Annotated in this window: 21 protein-coding genes; 10 read left to right on the forward strand and 11 right to left on the reverse strand. The window is 62.8% G+C overall.

Annotation, left to right across the window (positions count from 1 at the left end; genetic code table 11):
* Positions 1-116 precede the first annotated feature (116 nt).
* The 6 genes from rapZ (at position 117) to tpiA (ending at position 6,250) form a co-directional block, all read left to right on the forward strand.
* Positions 117-1,016 (forward strand): RNase adapter RapZ, encoded by a 900-nt coding sequence (rapZ, locus tag EHW12_RS14690; RefSeq protein ID WP_003944872.1) that lies wholly within the window; start codon positions 117-119, stop codon positions 1,014-1,016.
* Positions 1,013-2,077, forward strand: coding sequence for a uridine diphosphate-N-acetylglucosamine-binding protein YvcK (yvcK, locus tag EHW12_RS14695; protein WP_125051051.1), 1,065 nt, complete (start codon positions 1,013-1,015; stop codon positions 2,075-2,077). The genes rapZ and yvcK overlap by 4 nt, the downstream gene beginning before the upstream one ends.
* On the forward strand, positions 2,074-3,051 hold the full coding sequence (gene whiA / locus EHW12_RS14700; protein WP_021344225.1) for a DNA-binding protein WhiA: 978 nt from the start codon (positions 2,074-2,076) through the stop codon (positions 3,049-3,051). Before yvcK ends, whiA begins: the two co-directional genes overlap by 4 nt.
* Before the next feature lie 158 nt (positions 3,052-3,209).
* On the forward strand, positions 3,210-4,229 hold the full coding sequence (gap, locus tag EHW12_RS14705; RefSeq protein ID WP_003944851.1) for a type I glyceraldehyde-3-phosphate dehydrogenase: 1,020 nt from the start codon (positions 3,210-3,212) through the stop codon (positions 4,227-4,229).
* A 17-nt stretch (positions 4,230-4,246) separates the two neighbouring features.
* Positions 4,247-5,458, forward strand: coding sequence for a phosphoglycerate kinase (locus tag EHW12_RS14710; RefSeq protein WP_003944901.1), 1,212 nt, complete (start codon positions 4,247-4,249; stop codon positions 5,456-5,458).
* 6 nt (positions 5,459-5,464) lie between these two features.
* Complete coding sequence (gene tpiA, locus EHW12_RS14715; protein ID WP_042919821.1) at positions 5,465-6,250, forward strand: triose-phosphate isomerase; 786 nt, start codon at positions 5,465-5,467, stop codon at positions 6,248-6,250.
* Between the two features lie 89 nt (positions 6,251-6,339).
* On the opposite strand, the gene EHW12_RS14720 is transcribed toward tpiA, so the two are convergent.
* Positions 6,340-7,140, reverse strand: coding sequence for a tyrosine-protein phosphatase (locus EHW12_RS14720; RefSeq protein ID WP_039972891.1), 801 nt, complete (start codon positions 7,138-7,140; stop codon positions 6,340-6,342).
* A 209-nt stretch (positions 7,141-7,349) separates the two neighbouring features.
* On the opposite strand from EHW12_RS14720, the gene secG reads away from it, so the two are divergent.
* The 3 genes from secG to EHW12_RS14735 all read left to right on the forward strand — a co-directional run bounded on the left by secG (position 7,350) and on the right by EHW12_RS14735 (position 11,351).
* Complete coding sequence (secG, locus tag EHW12_RS14725) at positions 7,350-7,583, forward strand: preprotein translocase subunit SecG (RefSeq protein ID WP_003944946.1); 234 nt, start codon at positions 7,350-7,352, stop codon at positions 7,581-7,583.
* Between the two features lie 103 nt (positions 7,584-7,686).
* Positions 7,687-10,461: a phosphoenolpyruvate carboxylase gene (ppc, locus tag EHW12_RS14730; protein ID WP_050656345.1), complete on the forward strand. Its 2,775-nt coding sequence runs from the start codon at positions 7,687-7,689 to the stop codon at positions 10,459-10,461.
* Positions 10,462-10,565: 104 nt separating this feature from the next.
* Positions 10,566-11,351 (forward strand): oxidoreductase, encoded by a 786-nt coding sequence (locus EHW12_RS14735; RefSeq protein ID WP_042919818.1) that lies wholly within the window; start codon positions 10,566-10,568, stop codon positions 11,349-11,351.
* On the opposite strand, the gene EHW12_RS14740 is transcribed toward EHW12_RS14735, so the two are convergent.
* The 5 genes from EHW12_RS14740 to EHW12_RS14760 form a co-directional block, all read right to left on the reverse strand.
* Positions 11,338-11,850, reverse strand: coding sequence for a hypothetical protein (locus EHW12_RS14740; protein WP_241199167.1), 513 nt, complete (start codon positions 11,848-11,850; stop codon positions 11,338-11,340). The genes EHW12_RS14735 and EHW12_RS14740 overlap by 14 nt on opposite strands.
* Before the next feature lie 172 nt (positions 11,851-12,022).
* Positions 12,023-12,271, reverse strand: coding sequence for a hypothetical protein (locus tag EHW12_RS14745; RefSeq protein WP_218960106.1), 249 nt, complete (start codon positions 12,269-12,271; stop codon positions 12,023-12,025).
* 142 nt (positions 12,272-12,413) lie between these two features.
* Positions 12,414-12,734 carry a TfoX/Sxy family protein gene (locus tag EHW12_RS14750; RefSeq protein ID WP_003944891.1) on the reverse strand — a complete coding sequence of 107 codons (321 nt, stop codon included), beginning with the start codon at positions 12,732-12,734 and terminating at the stop codon, positions 12,414-12,416.
* 27 nt (positions 12,735-12,761) lie between these two features.
* Positions 12,762-13,484, reverse strand: a complete 723-nt coding sequence (locus EHW12_RS14755; protein ID WP_003944997.1) for an AAA family ATPase — start codon at positions 13,482-13,484, stop codon at positions 12,762-12,764.
* A 32-nt stretch (positions 13,485-13,516) separates the two neighbouring features.
* On the reverse strand, positions 13,517-13,861 hold the full coding sequence (locus tag EHW12_RS14760) for a DUF1801 domain-containing protein (protein ID WP_030536407.1): 345 nt from the start codon (positions 13,859-13,861) through the stop codon (positions 13,517-13,519).
* A gap of 67 nt (positions 13,862-13,928) precedes the next feature.
* Here EHW12_RS14760 and EHW12_RS35860 point away from each other — a divergent pair, with 67 nt between their 5' ends.
* Positions 13,929-14,057, forward strand: a complete 129-nt coding sequence (locus EHW12_RS35860) for a hypothetical protein (RefSeq protein ID WP_257226963.1) — start codon at positions 13,929-13,931, stop codon at positions 14,055-14,057.
* 10 nt (positions 14,058-14,067) lie between these two features.
* Here EHW12_RS35860 and EHW12_RS14765 read toward each other — a convergent pair whose 3' ends face one another.
* From EHW12_RS14765 to tal, 5 genes are all read right to left on the reverse strand, one after another.
* The gene (locus EHW12_RS14765) at positions 14,068-14,991 is read right to left on the reverse strand and encodes an SDR family oxidoreductase (RefSeq protein WP_007727945.1); all 924 of its coding nucleotides are present in this window, start codon (positions 14,989-14,991) and stop codon (positions 14,068-14,070) included.
* A gap of 338 nt (positions 14,992-15,329) precedes the next feature.
* The gene (gene pgl, locus EHW12_RS14770; RefSeq protein ID WP_042919814.1) at positions 15,330-16,070 is read right to left on the reverse strand and encodes a 6-phosphogluconolactonase; all 741 of its coding nucleotides are present in this window, start codon (positions 16,068-16,070) and stop codon (positions 15,330-15,332) included.
* On the reverse strand, positions 16,063-16,971 hold the full coding sequence (gene opcA / locus EHW12_RS14775) for a glucose-6-phosphate dehydrogenase assembly protein OpcA (protein ID WP_003944921.1): 909 nt from the start codon (positions 16,969-16,971) through the stop codon (positions 16,063-16,065). Before opcA ends, pgl begins: the two co-directional genes overlap by 8 nt.
* Positions 16,971-18,515 carry a glucose-6-phosphate dehydrogenase gene (gene zwf, locus EHW12_RS14780; protein WP_030536404.1) on the reverse strand — a complete coding sequence of 515 codons (1,545 nt, stop codon included), beginning with the start codon at positions 18,513-18,515 and terminating at the stop codon, positions 16,971-16,973. Before zwf ends, opcA begins: the two co-directional genes overlap by 1 nt.
* A gap of 4 nt (positions 18,516-18,519) precedes the next feature.
* A complete protein-coding gene (gene tal, locus EHW12_RS14785) occupies positions 18,520-19,644 on the reverse strand; it encodes a transaldolase (RefSeq protein ID WP_064114350.1) in 1,125 nt (374 codons plus the stop codon).
* Position 19,645: the final 1 nt, after the last annotated feature.

The following is a 19,645-nucleotide window of genomic DNA, read 5'->3' on the forward strand; positions in this document are numbered from 1 at the left end:
ACGGAATCCGAATCGTCTGTTACGTCTGCTGACGCGCCCAGCGCCGAATCCGGTAGCGATGACGAGGGCTCCGAGTCGCGAGAATTGTCCATGCCGACGACGGGGCCGAGTGCACAGTGACTACCGACAGCGCCAAAGACAGTCGAACGATGGATTTCCTGCTGGTGACGGGATTGTCCGGAGCAGGTTTGAGTACCGCTGCCAAGGTGCTCGAAGACCTCGGCTGGTATGTCGCGGATAATTTGCCACCTGAGCTCATTTCCCGAATGGTCGGTCTGAGCTTGACCTCCGATCCGCCGGTCGATCGTCTCGCCGTCGTGATCGACGTGCGGAGTCGACTCTTCACCGGCGATCTCGGGTGGGTGCTCACCGAACTCGAGGCGGAACCGATCCACACTCGGGTGCTGTACCTCGAAGCGTCGGACGACGTGTTGATCCGACGGTTCGAACAGGTGCGCCGCAGTCATCCGTTGCAGAACGACGGCATCGACGGCACGTTGTCCGAAGGGATCGCAGCCGAGCGTCGGCAGTTGGCCGTGGTGAAGGCGGCCGCCGATCTGGTCATCGACACGTCGGCACTGAAGGCGCATCAGCTGCGTCAGAAGATCGAAACGGCGTTCGGAAACGATGCCAACCGCACGATGAAGGTGACGGTCCAGTCGTTCGGATTCAAGTACGGCCTGCCGATGGACGCCGATCTCGTCTGTGACGTTCGTTTCCTGCCCAATCCCCACTGGATCCCTGAACTTCGCCCGCACACCGGTCAGGATGCCGACGTCCGCGACTACGTGTTGTCGCGCGAGGGCGCGGAAGACTATCTCGACACCTACCGACATCTGGTGGATTTGACGATCGCCGGATATCGACGAGAAGGAAAGCGCTACATGACAATTGCGGTCGGATGCACCGGGGGTAAGCACCGAAGCGTGGCAATGTCCGAAGCTCTCGCGAGGCGTTTGGGTTCCGAGGACGACATCTCGGTCAGCATCGTGCACCGGGATCTGGGGCGCGAATGAGTGAACCGACACATCGCTCGCGGGAGACACCCGAGGGGCCGGCCATCGTCGCGCTCGGCGGCGGGCACGGATTGTTCGCCACGCTCCAGGCCGTCAGACGCTTGACGGTCGACGTCACCGCCGTGGTCACGGTCGCCGACGACGGTGGTTCGTCGGGCCGGCTGCGCGCCGAACTCGGCGTCATCCCGCCTGGAGACCTCCGGATGGCGCTGGCAGCTCTCGCGTCGGACGAACCCGAGATAGTCGACTGGACTCGGACCATTCAGCATCGCTTCGGCGGTGTCGGCGCACTTGCCGGGCATTCGGTGGGCAATCTCATCCTGGCCGGACTGACCGAGGTGCTCGGCGATCCGGTCGTCGCGCTCGACGAGATGGCGCGACTGCTGCGAATCCGTGGCCGTGTGCTGCCGATGTCGCCGATCGCGCTCGAGATCGAAGCCGACGTTCAGGGACTCGAAGAGGACCCCCGCGTCAGCCGCTGCATTCGTGGACAGGTTGCCGTCGCGACCACCCCGGGCAAGGTTCGGCGTGTGAGACTGCTCCCGTCCAATCCGCCCGCGTGCCCCGATGCCGTGACTGCGATCGATCGTGCCGATCTCGTGGTTCTCGGCCCGGGATCGTGGTTCTCGAGCGTGATCCCACACGTCCTGGTACCCGAACTCGTCGAATCACTGTCGTCGACGAAGGCTCGAAAGGTACTGGTGCTCAATCTCGCACCCGAGCCGGGGGAGACCGCCGGATTCTCCGCGGAGCGTCACCTGCACGTACTCTCCCAACACGTGCCCGATTTCCGGGTCGACTACGTGGTGGTCGACTCGGCGTCGGTACCGGCCGGGCGTGAACGTGAACATCTGCAGCGTGCGGCGGATCAATTTTCAGCCGAAGTCAGGTACGCGGATGTCGCGGACACCTCACCGGGCGCAGCGCATGTACACGATCCGGCAAAACTGGCCGATGTACTGGCTGAACTGTCGAGCAGTGCGGCAGTAGGGGATTCGACACAGTCTTCCCTGCAAGAACGGCAATCCGAAGAACAGAGGGAGAACGCTTCGTGGCAATGACAGCGGAGGTCAAGGACGAACTGAGCCGGTTAGTGGTGACTCAGGTCAGCTGCCGCAAGGCAGAGGTCTCCGCGTTGCTGCGCTTTGCCGGTGGGCTCCACATCGTCGGCGGCCGGGTGGTCGTCGAAGCAGAGGTGGATCTGGGCTCCACGGCGCGACGTCTGCGCCGGGAGATATTCGACCTGTTCACCTACAGTGCCGACGTGCACGTACTCAGTGCGGGCGGGCTTCGAAAGTCCGCTCGCTACATCGTGCGTGTAGCGAAGGAGGGTGAGGCCCTCGCGCGCCAGACGGGACTGCTCGATCTTCGCGGGCGCCCGGTTCGCGGCTTGCCTGCGCAGGTCGTCGGCGGAAGTGTCGGCGACGCCGAAGCAGCGTGGCGCGGTGCGTTCCTCGCGCACGGTTCCCTGACCGAACCCGGCCGTTCGTCGGCGCTCGAAGTGAGCTGCCCGGGCCCGGAAGCCGCACTTGCTCTGGTTGGAGCTGCGCGGCGTCTGGGGATCTCGGCGAAGGCACGTGAGGTTCGCGGAACGGATCGTGTGGTGATCCGCGACGGTGAGGCCATCGGCGATCTCCTGACCCGAATGGGAGCCCAGGACACACGTCTGGTGTGGGAGGAGAGGCGGATGCGACGCGAGGTCCGCGCCACCGCCAATCGTCTCGCCAATTTCGACGACGCAAACCTGCGACGCTCTGCTCGCGCTGCCGTTGCGGCTGCTGCGCGCGTCGAGCGTGCGTTGGAGATCCTCGGTGAGGACGTGCCCGATCACCTCGCGGCGGCGGGTGCACTGCGCGTCGAGCATCGGCAGGCGTCCCTCGAAGAACTCGGCCAGTTGGCCGACCCGCCGATGACCAAGGACGCCGTTGCCGGACGTATCCGTCGCCTGCTGTCGATGGCTGATCGCAAGGCCAAGGAAACGGGCATACCCGACACCGAATCCGCAGTGAATGTGGAGCTACTCGAAGAGGGGTGACCTGCCCTCCATCAGGGTGGGCTGCGCACGTTCGGGCCACGCGCATTAGGGTATGAGTCACATCGACCGATGAACCCCACGTCCGCGTCGTGCACACACGGATTCGGAGTATGCGTGGGTCAAGTTGCACACCAGAATCATGGTCAAAGGAGCGAATTGTGACTGTCCGGGTTGGCGTAAACGGTTTCGGCCGTATCGGACGTAACTTCTTCAGGGCGGTGGATGCGCAGAAGGCGCTCGGAACCACCGATATCGAGATCGTGGCAGTCAACGACCTGACTGACAACGCGACGCTCGCTCACCTGCTGAAGTACGACTCCATCCTCGGCCGTTTGCCGTACGACGTGTCGCTCGACGGTGACGACACGATCGTCGTCGGCGATCAGCGCATCAAGGCCCTCGCACACCGTGGCCCGTTGAACGAACTTCCCTGGGGCGAGCTGGGCGTCGACGTCGTCGTCGAGTCCACCGGCATCTTCACCGACGCCGCAAAGGCCAAGGGACACCTCGAAGCCGGCGCCAAGAAGGTCATCATCTCGGCTCCGGCCAAGGGTGAAGACATCACCATCGTGATGGGCGTCAACGACGACAAGTACGACGGCAGCCAGAACATCATCTCCAACGCGTCGTGCACCACCAACTGCCTCGGCCCCATCGCCAAGGTTCTCGACGACGAGTTCGGCATCGTCAAGGGTCTGATGACCACGATCCACGCGTACACCCAGGATCAGAACCTGCAGGACGCTCCGCACGCAGACCTCCGTCGCGCCCGCGCAGCTGCCCTCAACATCGTTCCCACCGGTACCGGTGCAGCCAAGGCAATCGGCCTGGTTCTCCCGCAGCTGCTCGGCAAGCTCGACGGCTACGCACTGCGCGTGCCGATCCCCACGGGCTCGGTCACCGACCTCACCGCGAACCTGAAGAAGTCGGCCACCGCCGACGAGATCAACGCTGCGATGAAGGCTGCTGCCGAAGGACCCCTCAAGGGCATCCTGAAGTACACCGACGCACCGATCGTCTCCTCGGACATCGTCACCGACCCGCACTCGTCGATCTTCGACTCGGGTCTGACGAAGGTCATCGACGACCAGGTCAAGATCGTCTCCTGGTACGACAACGAGTGGGGCTACTCCAACCGCCTCGCCGACCTCATCGGCCTCGTCGCCAAGTCTCTCTGAGCGGAGTTTCGATAACAGTGGCAGTTCAGACGCTGAAGGATCTGCTGGACGCTGGGGTCGAAGGGCGCACCGTACTGGTGCGTTCCGACCTCAACGTCCCGTTGGATGGCGGAGAAATCACGGACCCGGGTCGCATCGTCGCGTCCGCTCCCACCCTGCGGGCACTTGCCGAGGGTGGAGCGAAGGTCATCGTGACCGCGCACCTCGGGCGCCCCGACGGTCAGCCCGATCCCAAGTTCTCCCTCGCACCGGTTGCCGCGAAGTTGGCCGAAATCCTCGGTCGCAACGTGCAACTCGCCGGTGACGTCGTGGGACAGGACGCGCTGGCTCGTTCCGAAGGACTCACCGACGGTGACGTCCTGATGCTCGAGAACATCCGTTTCGACCCTCGCGAGACCAGCAAGGACGAAGCCGAGCGGGTCAAGCTCGCCAAGGCTCTCGTCGAGCTGGTCGGTGACGACGGCGCATTCGTCTCCGACGGATTCGGTGTTGTTCACCGTAAGCAGGCGTCGGTCTTCGACGTCGCGAAGCTGCTCCCGCATTACGCCGGATACCTGGTCGGCGCCGAGGTCGAGGTGCTCGCCAAGCTCACGCAGGACGCGGCGCGTCCGTACGCGGTGGTGCTCGGTGGCTCCAAGGTCTCGGACAAGCTGGCCGTCATCGAGGCACTGGCGCCGAAGGTCGACACTCTGGTGATCGGCGGCGGAATGTTCTACACGTTCCTCGCGGCTCAGGGTGTGTCCGTGGGCAATTCGCTGTGCGAAGAGTCCATGATCGAGACCTGCAAGGATCTCCTCGACCGGTACGCCGACGTCATCCACATCCCTCAGGATGTTGTCGTCGCGGACTCCTTCTCGGCCGATGCCGAGTCGAAGATCGTTCCGTTCGACAAGATTCCCGACGGCTGGATGGGTCTGGACATCGGACCGGAGTCGGTCAAGCGCTTTGCCGCGATCCTGACCGGCGCCAAGACGGTGTTCTGGAACGGCCCGATGGGCGTGTTCGAGTTCCCGAAGTTCGAGGCAGGCACCCGCGGTGTCGCCGAGGCAATCGTGGAGGCAACCGAGAAGGGCGCCTTCAGCGTCGTCGGCGGCGGCGACTCCGCAGCAGCCGTTCGTCAGCTCGGTATCCCGGACGAGGGCTTCTCGCACATTTCCACCGGTGGTGGCGCTTCCCTCGAGTACCTCGAGGGCAAAGAGCTGCCTGGCATCGCAGTACTGGAAGGCTGATCCGACATGGCACGTAAGCCGTTGATCGCCGGCAACTGGAAGATGAATCTGAACCACCTCGAGGCTATCGCCCTGGTGCAGAAGATCGCTTTCTCTTTGCCTGCGAAGTACTTCGACAAAGTGGACGTCACGGTCATCCCGCCGTTCACCGACATCCGAAGCGTCCAGACGCTGATCGAGGGCGACAAGCTCCTCCTCACGTACGGCGCGCAAGATGTCTCGGCTCATGACTCGGGTGCGTTCACGGGCGAGATCAGCGGCTCCATGCTGGCCAAGCTCGGTTGCACCTTCGTCGTGGTCGGTCACTCCGAGCGTCGCACCCTTCACGGTGAGACCAACGAGACCGTCCTCGCGAAGACGAAGGCCGCTCTCAAGAACGGCCTCACGCCGATCGTGTGCATCGGCGAAGGCCTCGAGATCCGCGAAGCGGGCGAGCATGTCGCCTACAACGTCGAACAGCTCAAGGGTTCGTTGGCGGGCCTGAGCGCGGAGGAGATCTCCAAGATCGTCATTGCGTACGAACCTGTCTGGGCCATCGGCACCGGCCGTGTCGCTTCTGCCGCCGATGCACAGGAAGTGTGTGCTGCGGTACGAGCAACAGTGGCCGAACTTGCCGACGCCGAGGTCGCGGCCGGCGTTCGCGTTCTGTACGGCGGTAGCGTCAGCTCGAAGAACGTCGGAGAGATCGTCGGCCAGACCGACGTCGACGGCGCTCTTGTCGGCGGCGCGTCACTCAAGGCTGACGAGTTCGCGACACTGTCTGCGATCGCTGCAGGCGGTCCACTCCCGTGATGATCGGGTAGTGAGCTGAAACTGCTCGAGACTAAGACTGCGGGTGTGTGACCGAGTAGGCCACACACCCGCAGTTTTTTGTTCGCGAGTCAGCTCACCAGTTTGGTTTCCAGAGCGCCGACGAGTTCGGGAGCAAGCTCCAACCCGGCGGTCAGATAGTTCTCGACGGTCCCGTAGTGGTGCTCGACCTGCTCGAAGGCAGCGCCCAGGTAACTCGCGTCGACGGAAAGCAGCAACCGGATCACCTCGCCCTTGTCTGCATCTGTGGCAGCGGCGATCTTCGCGACTGTTGCATCGATGTACTCGGCCGAGTACGTGTTCGTGAGCAGGTAGTCCGCCGTGATCGTTTCGCGCGGTACACCAGCGAGTGTCTGCAGTAGTGCTGCCGCCCAACCTGTTCGGTCCTTGCCCGCCGTGCAGTGGAAGAGTTGCGGCCCCTCGGTGGTCGCCAGGGCGGCGAACAACTGCGAAAATCCGTTCCGAGTGACGGGGTCTGCGACAAAGCTGCGATTGATGTTCTGCATGAAAGCTGTTGCAGCGTCCGCTGTTCGGAGAGCCATCGCTTCGGCGTGGATGTTTCCGGACAGGATGGGAATGTGGGCGTACATCGCCGGCGCCGGCACGATGTCGGGAGTTTCGTTCGCCTCGGTTTCGGAGCGCACGTCATAGACGGCGGTCAGCCCCAGCGATTCCACGATTGCAAGATCCTCGGGCGAGGGCGTCAGTACGTTTGCACGGTAGAAGACTCCGCGGCTCATCGCCTGTCCGCTGGTCGTGACGTACCCGGGGCCGGCCACGTCGCGGAAGTTGTGAATCGAAGCCAGACGCGGTGTGTCAGGCAGGGGTGTGTCGGGCAGGGCAGTGTTGGGCAGGGCAGTGTCGGAAAGCATGGAGCCGGCCTTTCGGAGGTAGAGTCGCGTCAACTGAAAAACTACTGAATCGGTATCTCGACAGTGTGATCGATGCCACTGACCAAGAGTCGTGCCTGGCCGGGTGCAAAGTCATGTGCGAGGCGGGTATGTGGTCAGGCTATCTGCGCGCGCCTGTATGGTGTTATCGGTTGTAGTTGTCCCTATTGGATTGGTGGACGTAGACAGACATGAAACTGTTCCTGGATATCCTGCTGGTCATCACCAGCTTGCTCCTCATCGCCTTGGTGCTCCTGCATCGCGGTAAGGGCGGCGGTTTGTCGAGTCTGTTCGGTGGCGGTGTCCAGTCCAGCCTGTCCGGATCGACTGTTGTCGAGAAGAACCTCGATCGGTTGACGGTCTTCACCGCGTTGATCTGGCTCATTTCGATCGTCGGCATCGGCCTGGAGATCAAGTTCGCCTGATTCTCGGCTCATGACTTACAGCCGGTAGTTTTTCACACACGAATTTCAGACACGGAACCCCGCCTATCGAGCGGGGTTCTTTGTTTCGGTCGATAATTGTGTGATGACTGAAACCGCGTCGCATCGAGAAACACCGCGAGAGGCCACCGAGCCGCTGCGCGAAGACATCCGGCTTCTCGGCGGAATACTCGGACAAATAGTGCGAGAGCAAGCCGGCGACAATGTGTTCGATCTGGTCGAGCGAGCCCGTGTCGAGTCGTTCCGAGTCCGTCGTTCGGAGATCGATCGCGCCGAACTGGTGTCGCTGTTCGCCGAAATCAGTACGGACGACGCCATTCCCGTCATCCGGGCGTTCAGTCACTTCGCACTGCTCGCCAACCTGGCCGAGGACATCCATCGCGAGCGTCGACGGGCCATCCACGTCAATGCGGGGGAACCGCCCCGCGACAGCACTCTCGCGGCCACGTACACCAAACTTGATGCAGCCGATATCGATTCGGCCACCGTCGAAGAAGCGCTTCGGGGCGCCCTGGTCTCACCCGTCATCACCGCTCACCCGACGGAGACTCGACGCCGTACGGTGTTCGAGACGCAGAGTCGGATCACCGAGTTGATGCGATACCGCGAGCGCACGGCGCTGAGCGTCGCAGAAACCGCTGATGTAGATCTGCAATTGCGCCGTCAGATCCTGACCCTGTGGCAGACGGCTCTGATCCGGCTCAGCCGCCTCCGCATCCAGGATGAAATCGAGGTAGGCCTGCGCTACTACGACGCAGCGTTGTTCGAGGTGATTCCGAAGATCAATGCGGAGGTTCGCAAAGCTCTGCGCGCGCGTTGGCCGGAAGCTGGCCTGCTGCCGGAACCGATCCTGAGGCCGGGTTCGTGGATCGGCGGTGACCGAGACGGCAATCCGTACGTGACCGGCGAAATCGTCCAGCGCGCCACGTCGCGCGCTGCGGCGACTGCTCTCGAGCATCACCTCGAGGAACTCGAACATCTCGAGCGTGAACTGTCGATGTCGGCGCGGCTGGTTTCCGTCACGCCCGAACTCGATCTGCTGGCGTCTACCTCCGGCGACGACTCTGCCTTCCGGGCCGACGAGCCGTACCGTCGCGCGATTCGCGGTATCCGCGGGCGCTTGAGCGCCACAGCACTGACGGTACTGGGGGAGTTGCCCGCCCACGGCTCCGACGACGGACTCGAGGCGTACACCGACCCGGCACAGTTGCAGCGGGATCTCGGAATCATCGACACCTCGTTGCGTCGTTTCGGTGACGAGACCATCGCCGACGATCGACTCGATCGGCTCCGAGAAGCGGTGGAGGTGTTCGGCTTTCACCTGTCCGGTCTGGACATGCGGCAGAACTCCGAGGTACACGAAAGCGTCGTCGCAGAACTTCTGGCGTGGGCCGGAGTTCACCCGGACTACGCGTCCTTGCCGGAAGCCGATCGAGTCGAATTGCTGTCGGCCGAGTTGACGACGCGGCGACCACTGACTTCGCCGGACGCCGAGTTCAGCGAATTGACCACCAAGGAACTGGCCATCATGGCGGCCGGTGCCAAGGCAGTGCGGGTTCTCGGAGCGGGTGCGGTACCCAACTACATCATCAGCATGTGTACCTCGGTCAGTGACATGCTCGAGGCCGCAGTGCTGCTCAAAGAGGTCGGGGTGCTCGATCCGGGCGTCGGCAGCGAACCCTCCTGCCCGATCGGAATCGTCCCGTTGTTCGAGACGATCGAGGATCTGCAGGGCGGCGCCGACACATTGCTGGCGACGCTCGACATCCCGATCTATCGTGCGATCGTCCGTTCTCGCGGTGACAGTCAGGAAGTGATGCTCGGGTACTCCGACTCGAACAAGGACGGTGGCTATCTAGCTGCCAACTGGGCGCTGTACCGTGCCGAGCTCGACCTCGTCGATGCCGCGCGTAAGAGCGGAATCAGGTTGAGGCTCTTCCACGGCCGCGGCGGAACCGTCGGACGTGGCGGCGGACCGAGTTACGAAGCGATTCTGGCTCAGCCTCCCGGTGCAGTCGCTGGTTCTCTGCGAATCACCGAGCAGGGTGAGGTGATTGCGGCCAAGTACGCCGAACCGCGTCTGGCACATCGCAACCTCGAAACACTCATCGCCGCGACTATCGAGTCGACGTTGCTCGACGTCGAAGGACTCGGCAGCGATGCCGACGCTGCCTACGCGGTACTGGACGAGCTCGCGGCCCTCGCCCGCACCGCGTACAGCGAATTGGTCCACGACACACCAGGATTCGTGCAGTACTTCGAAGCGTCGACACCGGTCGCCGAGATCGGGGCACTCAACATCGGCTCTCGTCCGGCCTCGCGCAAGCAGACCAAGGCGATCTCCGATCTGCGAGCGATTCCCTGGGTGCTCTCGTGGAGTCAGTCTCGCGTGATGCTTCCGGGTTGGTACGGAACCGGCGCCGCGTTCGAAAGATGGATAGACGGAGACGACACTCGGCTTGCCACGTTGACGGCCCTGTACGAGAAGTGGCCGTTCTTCCGAACCGTGCTCTCGAACATGGCCATGGTGATGTCGAAGTCGGATCTCGGTTTGGCGGCCCGGTACGCGGACCTCGTGCCCGACGCCGAACTGCGCGATCGAGTCTTCGGAATGATCACCGACGAGCACGAACGCACAATTCGCATGTACAAGGCAATCACGGGCAACGAGAACCTCTTTGCCGACAACTCGGGCCTCGAGCGGTCGGTCCACAACCGGTTCCCGTACCTCGAACCTCTCAACCATCTACAGGTCGAGCTGATCCGTCGGTACCGTTCCGGCGACGAGAGCGATCAGGTGCGTCGGGGTATCCAGCTGACGATGAACGGCCTTGCCACTGCGCTTCGTAACAGTGGCTAGGTAACAGCGGCTGGTTCTGCAGGTTTACCAGGGTGTGCGTGCGGCGACTCTAGAGCTGTCGCACGCACACCCAACGCTGCGCACCGGACCGAACGGGGACCGCAGTGGATCTGCAATTGGACGGACGAACTGCCGTCGTTACCGGCGCGGGAAAAGGTATCGGGTTGGCGATCACTCGGGCCCTGGTGGCCGAGGGAGTCCACGTCGTCGCGGGCTCGCGGACGCTCTCGCCGGAACTCGAATCGCTGCAGTCCGGCGGCGCCGTCACCTTTGTCGGCGTCGACCTCGCGAGTGTCGAAGGGTCAACCCGACTGCTCGAGGTTGCAGCAGCGAGGGGCGGCGTCGACATCCTGGTCAACAACGTCGGCGCCGTCACCCCGAGAACGAGCGGTTTCGCGGCCATCACAGACGAAGAGTGGGCGGCGTCGTTCAATCTGACGTTCTTGTCGGCTGTACGCACTGTTCGCGCTGCGCTGCCGGAGTTGATCCGCCGAGGTGGCGGGAGCATCGTGACGATCAGTTCGGTCAACGCATTCTTACCTGACCCCACGGTGATCGACTACAGCGCCGCCAAAGCGGCGTTGACCAACTTCTCGAAGTCGTTGTCCAAAGAACTGGGCGGGCAGGGGATCCGCGTCAATACCGTCAGCCCTGGCCCGGTGCAAACGGAGTTGTGGCTCGGCAAGCACGGAGTGGCCTCGACGCTGGCGAAGGCGAGCGGATCAGCCGCCGACGACATCGTCGAAAGCGCCGCGGCCGGAGCCGAGACTGGGCGGTTCACCTTCCCCGAAGAGGTTGCCGACCTGGTGTTGTTCCTCGCCAGCGATCGTGCGGGGAACGTGACAGGCGCGGATTTCGTGATCGACGGCGGTCTGATCAAGACCTTGTGATCGTTGCTGCCTGAAACCTGATCATGTGCGCGACGGTCGACGACGTGATGCACAGGATCACTGCGGACGCGATGACCACCCACAGTCCCCACCCGATGGACGGTCCGGCAGTGTGCCCTGCGAACTCGGTACTACGTCGCACGATGGACGCGGCGTTTCCGACGGCAACGATCAAGACCGCGATTCCGACCAAAGGGCCGGTGCAGTGATTCTTGATCTCGGGCGTGACGTCTCGAACCATGAGGGTGATCAGCGCGGTCACCGCACACAGAGCGAGGACGAGAGTGATCACTCCGCATTCGTCGATACCACTGTGGTCCAGCGCGGAGGATGACGTCCACGGGCCGAGGCTTCCGGCGACGATCCCGGCGCACGCCCAGAGCGATCCGATGAGGCTAGGTCCGAAACGGTCGGGCATGAGGGAGGGAATTGCGCGGGTCGACGGCAGCTGAAACCCGAAGGCGCGTTGGTGATCCGGCTGATTGGGTGTGAACGTCACGGGACGGACCACCTTTCCTCCGCGGCGTCGAGCCGCCCAATCCAATGCTTTTCCGGAGTCTAAGGGCCGCCCAGTTCACTTTTGCCGAATCGAGCGAAATTGATTGAACCGGCGCTAGGGCTCGAGCAACTCGGCGTGAGAACATTCGTTGCAGCCCGCACCGACGAGGCGCTTACTGTTCAAACGGCGTCGTGAACGACACTGGTTTGCCGGCGGCGCGCGCGTACGCGATCTCTCGGCGCGTGGACTCACCGATGTATCCGCGAGGGTTGACGACCAGAACCCGATCGGCGAGGTCGATCTTGCGTAGGTGGAGCGCGTCGAGCAGGATCTTCTGCTCGACAGAGACCGCCTCGTCTGCTTCAACCGGCGCGACGACGATCACGCCCGCGAACGTCAGGTCGCGGTTCGCCTCCCGCATCTCTTCAGCGAATCGCGCAGAGCCGCAGAGCCGCAGATACAGACAATCTCAGGTCGATCGGGCACGGTTTAGTCTCTCACCGACGCGAGAGCCCGCGGCCACACCAGTCTCGTCAGATATCTTCGGCAACGCACCCCAGCTGTCAGTGAACGAAGTCCAGAGCTTCCTTGATCCACGCGTTGAATTCGACGTTCGAACTCGTCCCGGTTCGGTCGACGACGATCCATCCCTTGCTCATCGGCTTACCCCGCATCTCGGGCCAGCTTGCACCCTTGTGCGTCAGAAGCTCGTCGACTCGATCGGGGTCACACCGAACCATGATGTTGCCGTGTGAGTTCGCACTGGCGGCCAGCTTCCCGTTCACCATGAAGCTCAGCCCACCGAACATCTTTACTTCCTCGACGTCGTCCTCGCCCGAGAGCGCATCGCGGATACGCTCAGCCAGCGCTTTGTCGTATGCCATGGAGGCCTCCTGGGGTGGAGTTCCAGGTTAGATCAGATGGCGCAGGTACGTGTGCGGGTCGTGAAGGAACCGCTGCCAGTTCGACACCAGATCGAGGTCCTCCCAGCTCGAAGCTCGGATTCCCCATTCGCCGATCTCGAGCAGGTTGGCGTTCGGCAGCGCCGCGATGATCGGCGAGTGCGTCGCGATCACCGCCTGCGCGCCGGATTCCACCAGCTCGCCGAGCAGCGCGGCCAGTGTCAGGGTCCCCTGGAAGGAGAGTGCGGCATCGGGTTCGTCGATGAGATAGAAGCCGCCGTCGGAGGTCCTCGACGACAGGATCTCGAGCAGCGCCTCACCGTGGGAGAGGTGATGGTAAAGCGGTTCAGGTCGCTTGGGATTGGGGTTGTCCTCCAAGTACGTGTACAAACCGTGCAGGGTTTCGTCTCGGAGGTAGTACGCCCACTTCGATGCTCCGGGACTCCGCTCGAGCACAAGGTCGAGGCCGCCCGGTTCACTCGATCGAGTCTGATGCCGCGTATTGGTCGACCCGCCTTCGGCGTTGAGACCGAGAACGGCGGCAATAATTTCGATGACGGTCGACTTTCCCGCTCCGTTTTCGCCGACCAGAATGGTGACACCCGGTGGTAGCTCGAGACCGTGCTGAACGATCTGCGCGACTGCAGGCACCGTCATCGGCCAGCTGCCTACGTCGGCGCCCGACGATGGCCCGGCCTTGATGCGGCGGATGGGTTGTCTCTGCACGGCCATACGTTCTCACAAGGCTCCGACGAGAACGGACGTTAGTGGCGCTGCGCGAGCAATTCGACGATCTGAGCCACGAGATCGAGAGGGATCGGTTTGTTCAGCGGGAACTTCACCGTTGATTTCGCAGCCCGGTAAGGGTCGACGGACTTCTCGAACTCGGCGTCACCCGCCGGGAGCGGGTACATCGAGATGTGGTTTTTCCAGCCTGCGAAGTGAATCAGGTTCTTTCCGTGCACCGTCATGGTCGGCATCTGATAGCTGATGGTCTCATCGAGGCCTGGAACCGTGTTGTGAATCGTCTCGCGGATACTCTCGAGGGCTGGTTGCACGTCGGTGGGAAACGAAGCGATGTATTCGTTGATCGTCGCGAATTCGGCCATGCGCGGATCATAATCGCGCTCCGACTCCCAATTGCGGCGACTTGGGGGACAAATGAGACCATTAGGTATGAAAAATCTGGAACCTTGGGAGTTCGCCGGCATGCTCACGCATCTGCGCGCCTACCTGGCCAACGCAAGGCGCTTTCTGCGGGGGTGGTCTTACCGCGAGGTAGACGGCTCGTCGGAAGATCGTTGACTAGTCACGTTCAGCGTTGGTAATGCCAGAAATCGGGGCGGCTGCCGTCCGCGTCGGTGAACCCGTATTCCGTTCCGAGTTCGCCTGAACTGACCGATCGCTGATTCCATCGCTGTCGATTCGGATCGGCAGCGATGGCCGCGATCGCACGTCCGATGAATCTTGGTGACTCGGAGCGTGCGAAATCCGCGGGCGCAGTCGGACCATCCCGCTCCGGCAACAAAGCGTCACGCCAATTCGATTCGCCGACACCAAAATTCTCGAGCATCATCTCCGATCGCAGGAACCCGGGAGTGATGGCGACGGCAGTACAGCCGAACGGGGCAAGTTCGTGGCCTTGCGAAAATGCGAGCCTGTTCACGGACACCTTGGCCAAGTCGTAGAACACCGAGATGCGATAGTTCGATGCGTTGTATTCGGTAGTGCCATCGGTTATTTCGGCGACCAGTCCGCCTGGCCGATCAGTCATGAGCGGCAGGAGGTGGTGCGACGTGGTGATGTGGGTGTCGATCGCCAGACGCAAGATGTGAAACCCCTTGTCCAGATCGTGTTCCCATACCGGCGTGTTCCACTCCGCCGGCCCACCCTTGAGTAATTCCGCGCCCCAGATGTCGTTGACCAAGATGTCGATATGGTGATAGTCGATTCGCAAGCGTTCGGCGAGATCAGCCACTTGTTTGCTCTTGAGATGATCGACGGCAATCGGCACGCCGACGCCGCCCAGCTCGGTGACCAGCTCTGCCGTCTCTTCGATGGTCTCTCCGCGCGGATAGTCCGACTGAAGAATTCCGGCAGATGTGCTCCGGCCAGTGCAGATGACGGTTGCACCGGCCTCGCCCAAGGCCGCGGCGATTCCGCGTCCGGCGCCCCTCGTCGCCCCGGCAACTACAGCCACTCGCCCGCGAAGTGCGTCCGGATTCGGTGTCCACGACATTGTTCGATTGTTCTCGCCTGGATTGCTTCGTTCAAGAGTGAACGCGATCTGCGGAACCGAACCTTACTTCGCGGCGTCCAAGGTAGTAATCACTCGGATGAAGGAGGTAGGGGAGAGATGGATCGTTGTGTGGGGCGCAGTGCTGGTTGGAGAAACGGGATCTCGGGATTGAGTTCCGTTCCGTCAAAAGGAAATTCGCATCGGATCCGGACTCGGCGGGTAGTCGAAAGTCGCCACGGTGAGGAAGTCGTCGACGTACCACCAAGCCGGGAATCGCCCGAAGACGATTCCCGACCGGTGTGAAATCAGATCTGTGAAATCAGATCAGGGAAATCAGATCAGGGAAGCTGCGAGGCAGCGTCCGAATCGAGGAACCAACGTGTCGCAACCAAACCGGTGGCGCCGGCGGACGGCCAGTCGTCGGCCGAAGCACCTCCGACGGCTTTGGCAACGGCCTCGGCCTTTGCAGCACCCGAGACGAGCAGCCAGACCTCCTTGGCTCGCCGAACAGCAGGCAACGTGAGGGTGATCCGCACCGGTGGCGGCTTGGGGGAGTCCGTCACCGCGACTACGAAACGCGCTTCTTCGCGAACAGCGTCGGTATGCGGGAACAACGAGTTGACGTGTCCTTCGCCGCCCATACCGAGCAGGTGCACGTCGAACGTCGGAACCTGATTCCCGTGTGCCTGAGCGCCCAGCAGTTGTTCGTACGCCGTCGCCGCCCCGTGTGGATCACCGTCGTAGATACCGTCGGATGCGGCCATCGCATGTACCCTGTCGGGATCGACCGGCACATGATCGAGAAGCGCCTCACGTGCTTGCACTTCGTTCCGCTCGGGATCGCCGGACGGCAGGAACCGTTCGTCGCCCCAGTACAGATCGATCTGCGACCAGTCGATGTCGCCGGGAGCTTCACGCAACTTCTCGAGAAGTGCGATGCCGGTTCCACCGCCAGTCAGCACGATGGACGCAAACCCGCGAGCCTTCTGGGCATCGACGATGGTCGTGACCAGGCGTGCGGCGGCAGCGCCGACAAGTTGGCCGGCGTCGGAAAACTTCTCCACGACAACATCACTCATAGGTCACCTTCTCCAATCCGGCCAGAGCTTCTTCGTAGATCTCGTCCGGATCGAGCCGACGCAATTCCTCGGCGAGGCAATCGCGTGTCTCTCGACGACCCAGAGAAACCAGCGCGTCAGGCTGACCGGTGCGGATCAACGTAGCGGTCGTGCCCTCCTGCGGACGACTGATGGAGATACTGCGGGTCTCGAGCTTCAACTCGACCGTCAGCTCACCCGTACGTCGAATGACCGGACCGTCGATCTTGGCCGCCAACCAACCGGCGAGAATATCCAGTGCCGGTTCGGTTTTGAGACCGGAGACCACCGCTGAGGTGATCTTCTCGTGCGGCGGCTGATCGAGAGCCGACGCGAGGAGCGCGCGCCAGTAGGTGACGCGACTCCAGGCGAGATCGGTATCGCCGGCGGTGTACGACGCGAGTCGCCCCTTGATGGTGGCGGTCGGATCGGGGGCGCCGGTGGCATCGGTGATGCGCCGTATCGCGAGCTTCCCGACGGGATCCTTGGCCGGAATCTCGGGTGCCTCGAGGGGCCACCACGCGACTACCGGTGTATCGGGGAGCAGGAACGGGATGACGACGCTGCTCTCGTGATCCGCAAGCGGACCGTAGAGACGCAACACGACAACCTCCGAGGCGCCGGCGTCCCCGCCGACACGGATCTGAGCATCGAGCCTGGGCTCACTCTGCTCGTCGCCACGCAGAAGCACGATGACGCGGCATGGGTGCTCGCGGCTTGCTTCGTTGGCGGCCTCGATGGCTTCCTCGGCATTCCCGGTGTCCCTGGTGCAGACGACGAGCGTCAACACTCGTCCCAAGGTGACAGCGCCGCCGGTCTTACGTACCTCGACCAGTTTCTTGCTGACCTGGACCGTGGTGGTGGACGGCAAATCGAGAATCACTAGGGTCGCCTCCATTCGCGTCCGGTGCGTTGCATCATTTCGTCCGCAGACGGTGGTCCCCACGTTCCGGCCTCGTAGGGTTCCGGCTTACCGCCGGCAGCCCAGTGCTCGAGGACGGGATCGAGGATCTCCCAAGACAATTCGACTTCGGCATTCACCGGGAACAGAGACGGCTCGCCGAGCAACACGTCGAGAATGAGCCGCTCGTACGCCTCCGGAGACGACTCGGTGAAAGCCTGGCCGTACGAGAAGTCCATGTTGACGTCACGGACTTCCATGCTCGATCCGGGAACCTTCGAGCCGAACCGCATGGTGACGCCCTCGTCGGGCTGCACGCGGATGACCAGAGCGTTCTGGCCGAGGTCTTCGGTCATAGTCTTGTCGAACGGTAGGTGCGGTGCACGTTTGAACACCACCGCGATCTCGGTGACACGGCGTCCGAGTCGTTTGCCCGTGCGCAGGTAGAACGGCACACCCGCCCAGCGGCGGGTGTCGACCTCGAGGGTGATGGCGGCAAAGGTCTCCGTGATGGAGTCCGCTGCGAAGCCGTCTTCTTCGAGGAGCCCGACCACCGGCAGCCCACCCTGCCAGCCGCCCGCGTACTGGCCGCGGGCGGTGGTCTCGTCGAGGGGCTCTGCAAGGCGAGTAGCCGAGAGGACCTTGATCTTCTCCGCCTGCAGATTGAGCGGCTCGAAGCTGATGGGTTCTTCCATCGCCGTGAACGCGAGCAACTGCAGCAGGTGGTTCTGGATCACGTCACGGGCCGCGCCGATGCCGTCGTAGTACCCCGCGCGTCCACCGAGGCCGATGTCCTCGGCCATCGTGATCTGAACGTGGTCGACGTAGTGCGCGTTCCAGATCGGATCGAACAACTGGTTCGCGAAGCGCAGAGCCAGAATGTTCTGGACGGTTTCCTTACCGAGGTAGTGGTCGATACGGAAGACCGTGTCCTCGGGGAAAACCTTGTTGACGACGGCGTTCAGTTCGCGAGCGCTCTCGAGGTCGTGGCCGAACGGCTTCTCGATGACGACTCGTCGCCACTGACCGTCCTCGGCCTGCGCGAGGCCCGACGCCGACAGTTGCTCGAGCACCTGAGGAAACGCGTTGGGCGGAATCGCAAGGTAGAAACCGTGATTGCCGCCGATACCACGTTCGTTGTCGAGCGTGGCCAACGTGTCGGACAGGTTCTGGAAGGCCTCGGCCTCGTCGAAACTGCCCTCCACGAACCGGATACCTTCGGCGAGCCTCTCCCAGACGTCCTGACGGAACTTGGTGCGAGCGCCGTCCTTGACTGCTTCGAGGACGACGTTCGTGAAGTCCTCGTCCGTCCAGTCACGCCGGGCGAACCCGACCAGAGCGAATCCGGGCGGCAACAGTCCACGGTTGGCGAGGTCGTAGATGGCGGGCATGAGCTTGCGCCTGGCAAGGTCGCCGGTAACACCGAAAATCACCAGGGCGCAGGGCCCCGCAATGTGCGGAAGCCGTTTGTCGGTGCTGTCCCGAAGGGGATTCACCCAATCTGATGCCGCCGCGGAATCGCTCACAGGCTCAGCTCTTCTGGGTTGCTGCGCGGAGCTGCTCGGCGGTTGCGTCGAGCAACTCGTTCCAGGACACCTCGAACTTGTCGACGCCCTCTGTCTCGAGGACCTTGAACACGTCCGCAAGATCGATGCCGACTGCAGCGAGCTGATCGAAGACCGCCTGTGACTCCTGAGCGGTGCCCGAGATCGTGTCGCCGGTGATCTCGCCGTGGTCGGCGAGAGCGTCGAGCGTCTTCTCCGGCATGGTGTTGACCGTGTTCGGCGCAACCAACTCGGTGACGTAGAGAGTGTCGGGGTAATCCGGGTTCTTCACGCCGGTCGACGCCCACAGCGGACGCTGAGCCTTGGCGCCGTCGGACAGAAGAGCCTGGAAGCGCGGCTGCACCTCGAAGATCTGCTGGTACGCGTTGTACGCCAGACGCGCGTTTGCGAGTGCAGCCTTGCCACGAAGCTCGAGGGCTTCCGGCGTGCCGATTGCCGTGAGGCGGTTGTCGATCTCGGAATCCACGCGGGAGACGAAGAACGAGGCGACCGACTCGATGGACGAGATGTCGCGGCCGGCAGCCTTGGCGGTGTCCAGACCTTCCAGGTATGCGCCCATGACTGCCTCGTAGCGCTCGACCGAGAAGATCAAGGTGACGTTGACGCTGATGCCCTCACCGATCACCTTGGCGATGGCGGGAATGCCTGCCAGCGTCGCGGGGATCTTGATCAGGACGTTCGGACGATCGACGATCTTGTGCAGCTCGATCGCCTGCGCGACGGTGGCGTCGGTGTCGTGTGCCAGGCGAGGATCGACTTCGATGGACACGCGGCCGTCGACGCCGTTCGACGCCTCGAACTGCGGAGCCAGGATGTCGCACGCAGCACGCACGTCGTCGGTGGTCACCGCGGTGATGGTGGCGTCGACATCGGCGCCGCGCTGTGCGAGCTCACGGACCTGAGCGTCGTACGCCGATCCCTTGGACAGTGCCGCCTGGAAGATCGACGGGTTGGTCGTGACACCCACGATCGACTTCGTGTCGATGAGGTTCTGCAGGTTGCCGGACTGGATGCGATCCCGCGAGAGGTCGTCGAGCCAGATGGAAACGCCTGCAGCGGAGAGCTTTTCGGTATTCACGTTCTGTGTCATC

It is taken from the genome of Rhodococcus sp. NJ-530 (assembly GCF_003860625.1).
Classification (GTDB): Bacteria; Actinomycetota; Actinomycetes; order Mycobacteriales; family Mycobacteriaceae; genus Rhodococcus_F; species Rhodococcus_F qingshengii.

Bases quoted from the DNA above. Each gene is read 5' to 3' on its own strand.
- yvcK (WP_125051051.1), top strand. From the start codon at position 1,013: ATGAGTGAACCGACACATCGCTCGCGGGAGACACCCGAGGGGCCGGCC.
- whiA (WP_021344225.1), top strand. From the start codon at position 2,074: ATGACAGCGGAGGTCAAGGACGAACTGAGCCGGTTAGTGGTGACTCAG.
- tpiA (WP_042919821.1), top strand. From the start codon at position 5,465: ATGGCACGTAAGCCGTTGATCGCCGGCAACTGGAAGATGAATCTGAAC.
- EHW12_RS14720 (WP_039972891.1), bottom strand. From the start codon at position 7,140: ATGCTTTCCGACACTGCCCTGCCCAACACTGCCCTGCCCGACACACCC.
- secG (WP_003944946.1), top strand. From the start codon at position 7,350: ATGAAACTGTTCCTGGATATCCTGCTGGTCATCACCAGCTTGCTCCTC.
- ppc (WP_050656345.1), top strand. From the start codon at position 7,687: ATGACTGAAACCGCGTCGCATCGAGAAACACCGCGAGAGGCCACCGAG.
- EHW12_RS14745 (WP_218960106.1), bottom strand. From the start codon at position 12,271: ATGCGGGAGGCGAACCGCGACCTGACGTTCGCGGGCGTGATCGTCGTC.
- EHW12_RS14750 (WP_003944891.1), bottom strand. From the start codon at position 12,734: ATGGCATACGACAAAGCGCTGGCTGAGCGTATCCGCGATGCGCTCTCG.
- EHW12_RS14755 (WP_003944997.1), bottom strand. From the start codon at position 13,484: ATGGCCGTGCAGAGACAACCCATCCGCCGCATCAAGGCCGGGCCATCG.
- EHW12_RS14760 (WP_030536407.1), bottom strand. From the start codon at position 13,861: ATGGCCGAATTCGCGACGATCAACGAATACATCGCTTCGTTTCCCACC.
- EHW12_RS35860 (WP_257226963.1), top strand. From the start codon at position 13,929: ATGAAAAATCTGGAACCTTGGGAGTTCGCCGGCATGCTCACGCATCTG.
- EHW12_RS14765 (WP_007727945.1), bottom strand. From the start codon at position 14,991: ATGTCGTGGACACCGAATCCGGACGCACTTCGCGGGCGAGTGGCTGTA.
- pgl (WP_042919814.1), bottom strand. From the start codon at position 16,070: ATGAGTGATGTTGTCGTGGAGAAGTTTTCCGACGCCGGCCAACTTGTC.
- tal (WP_064114350.1), bottom strand. From the start codon at position 19,644: ATGACACAGAACGTGAATACCGAAAAGCTCTCCGCTGCAGGCGTTTCC.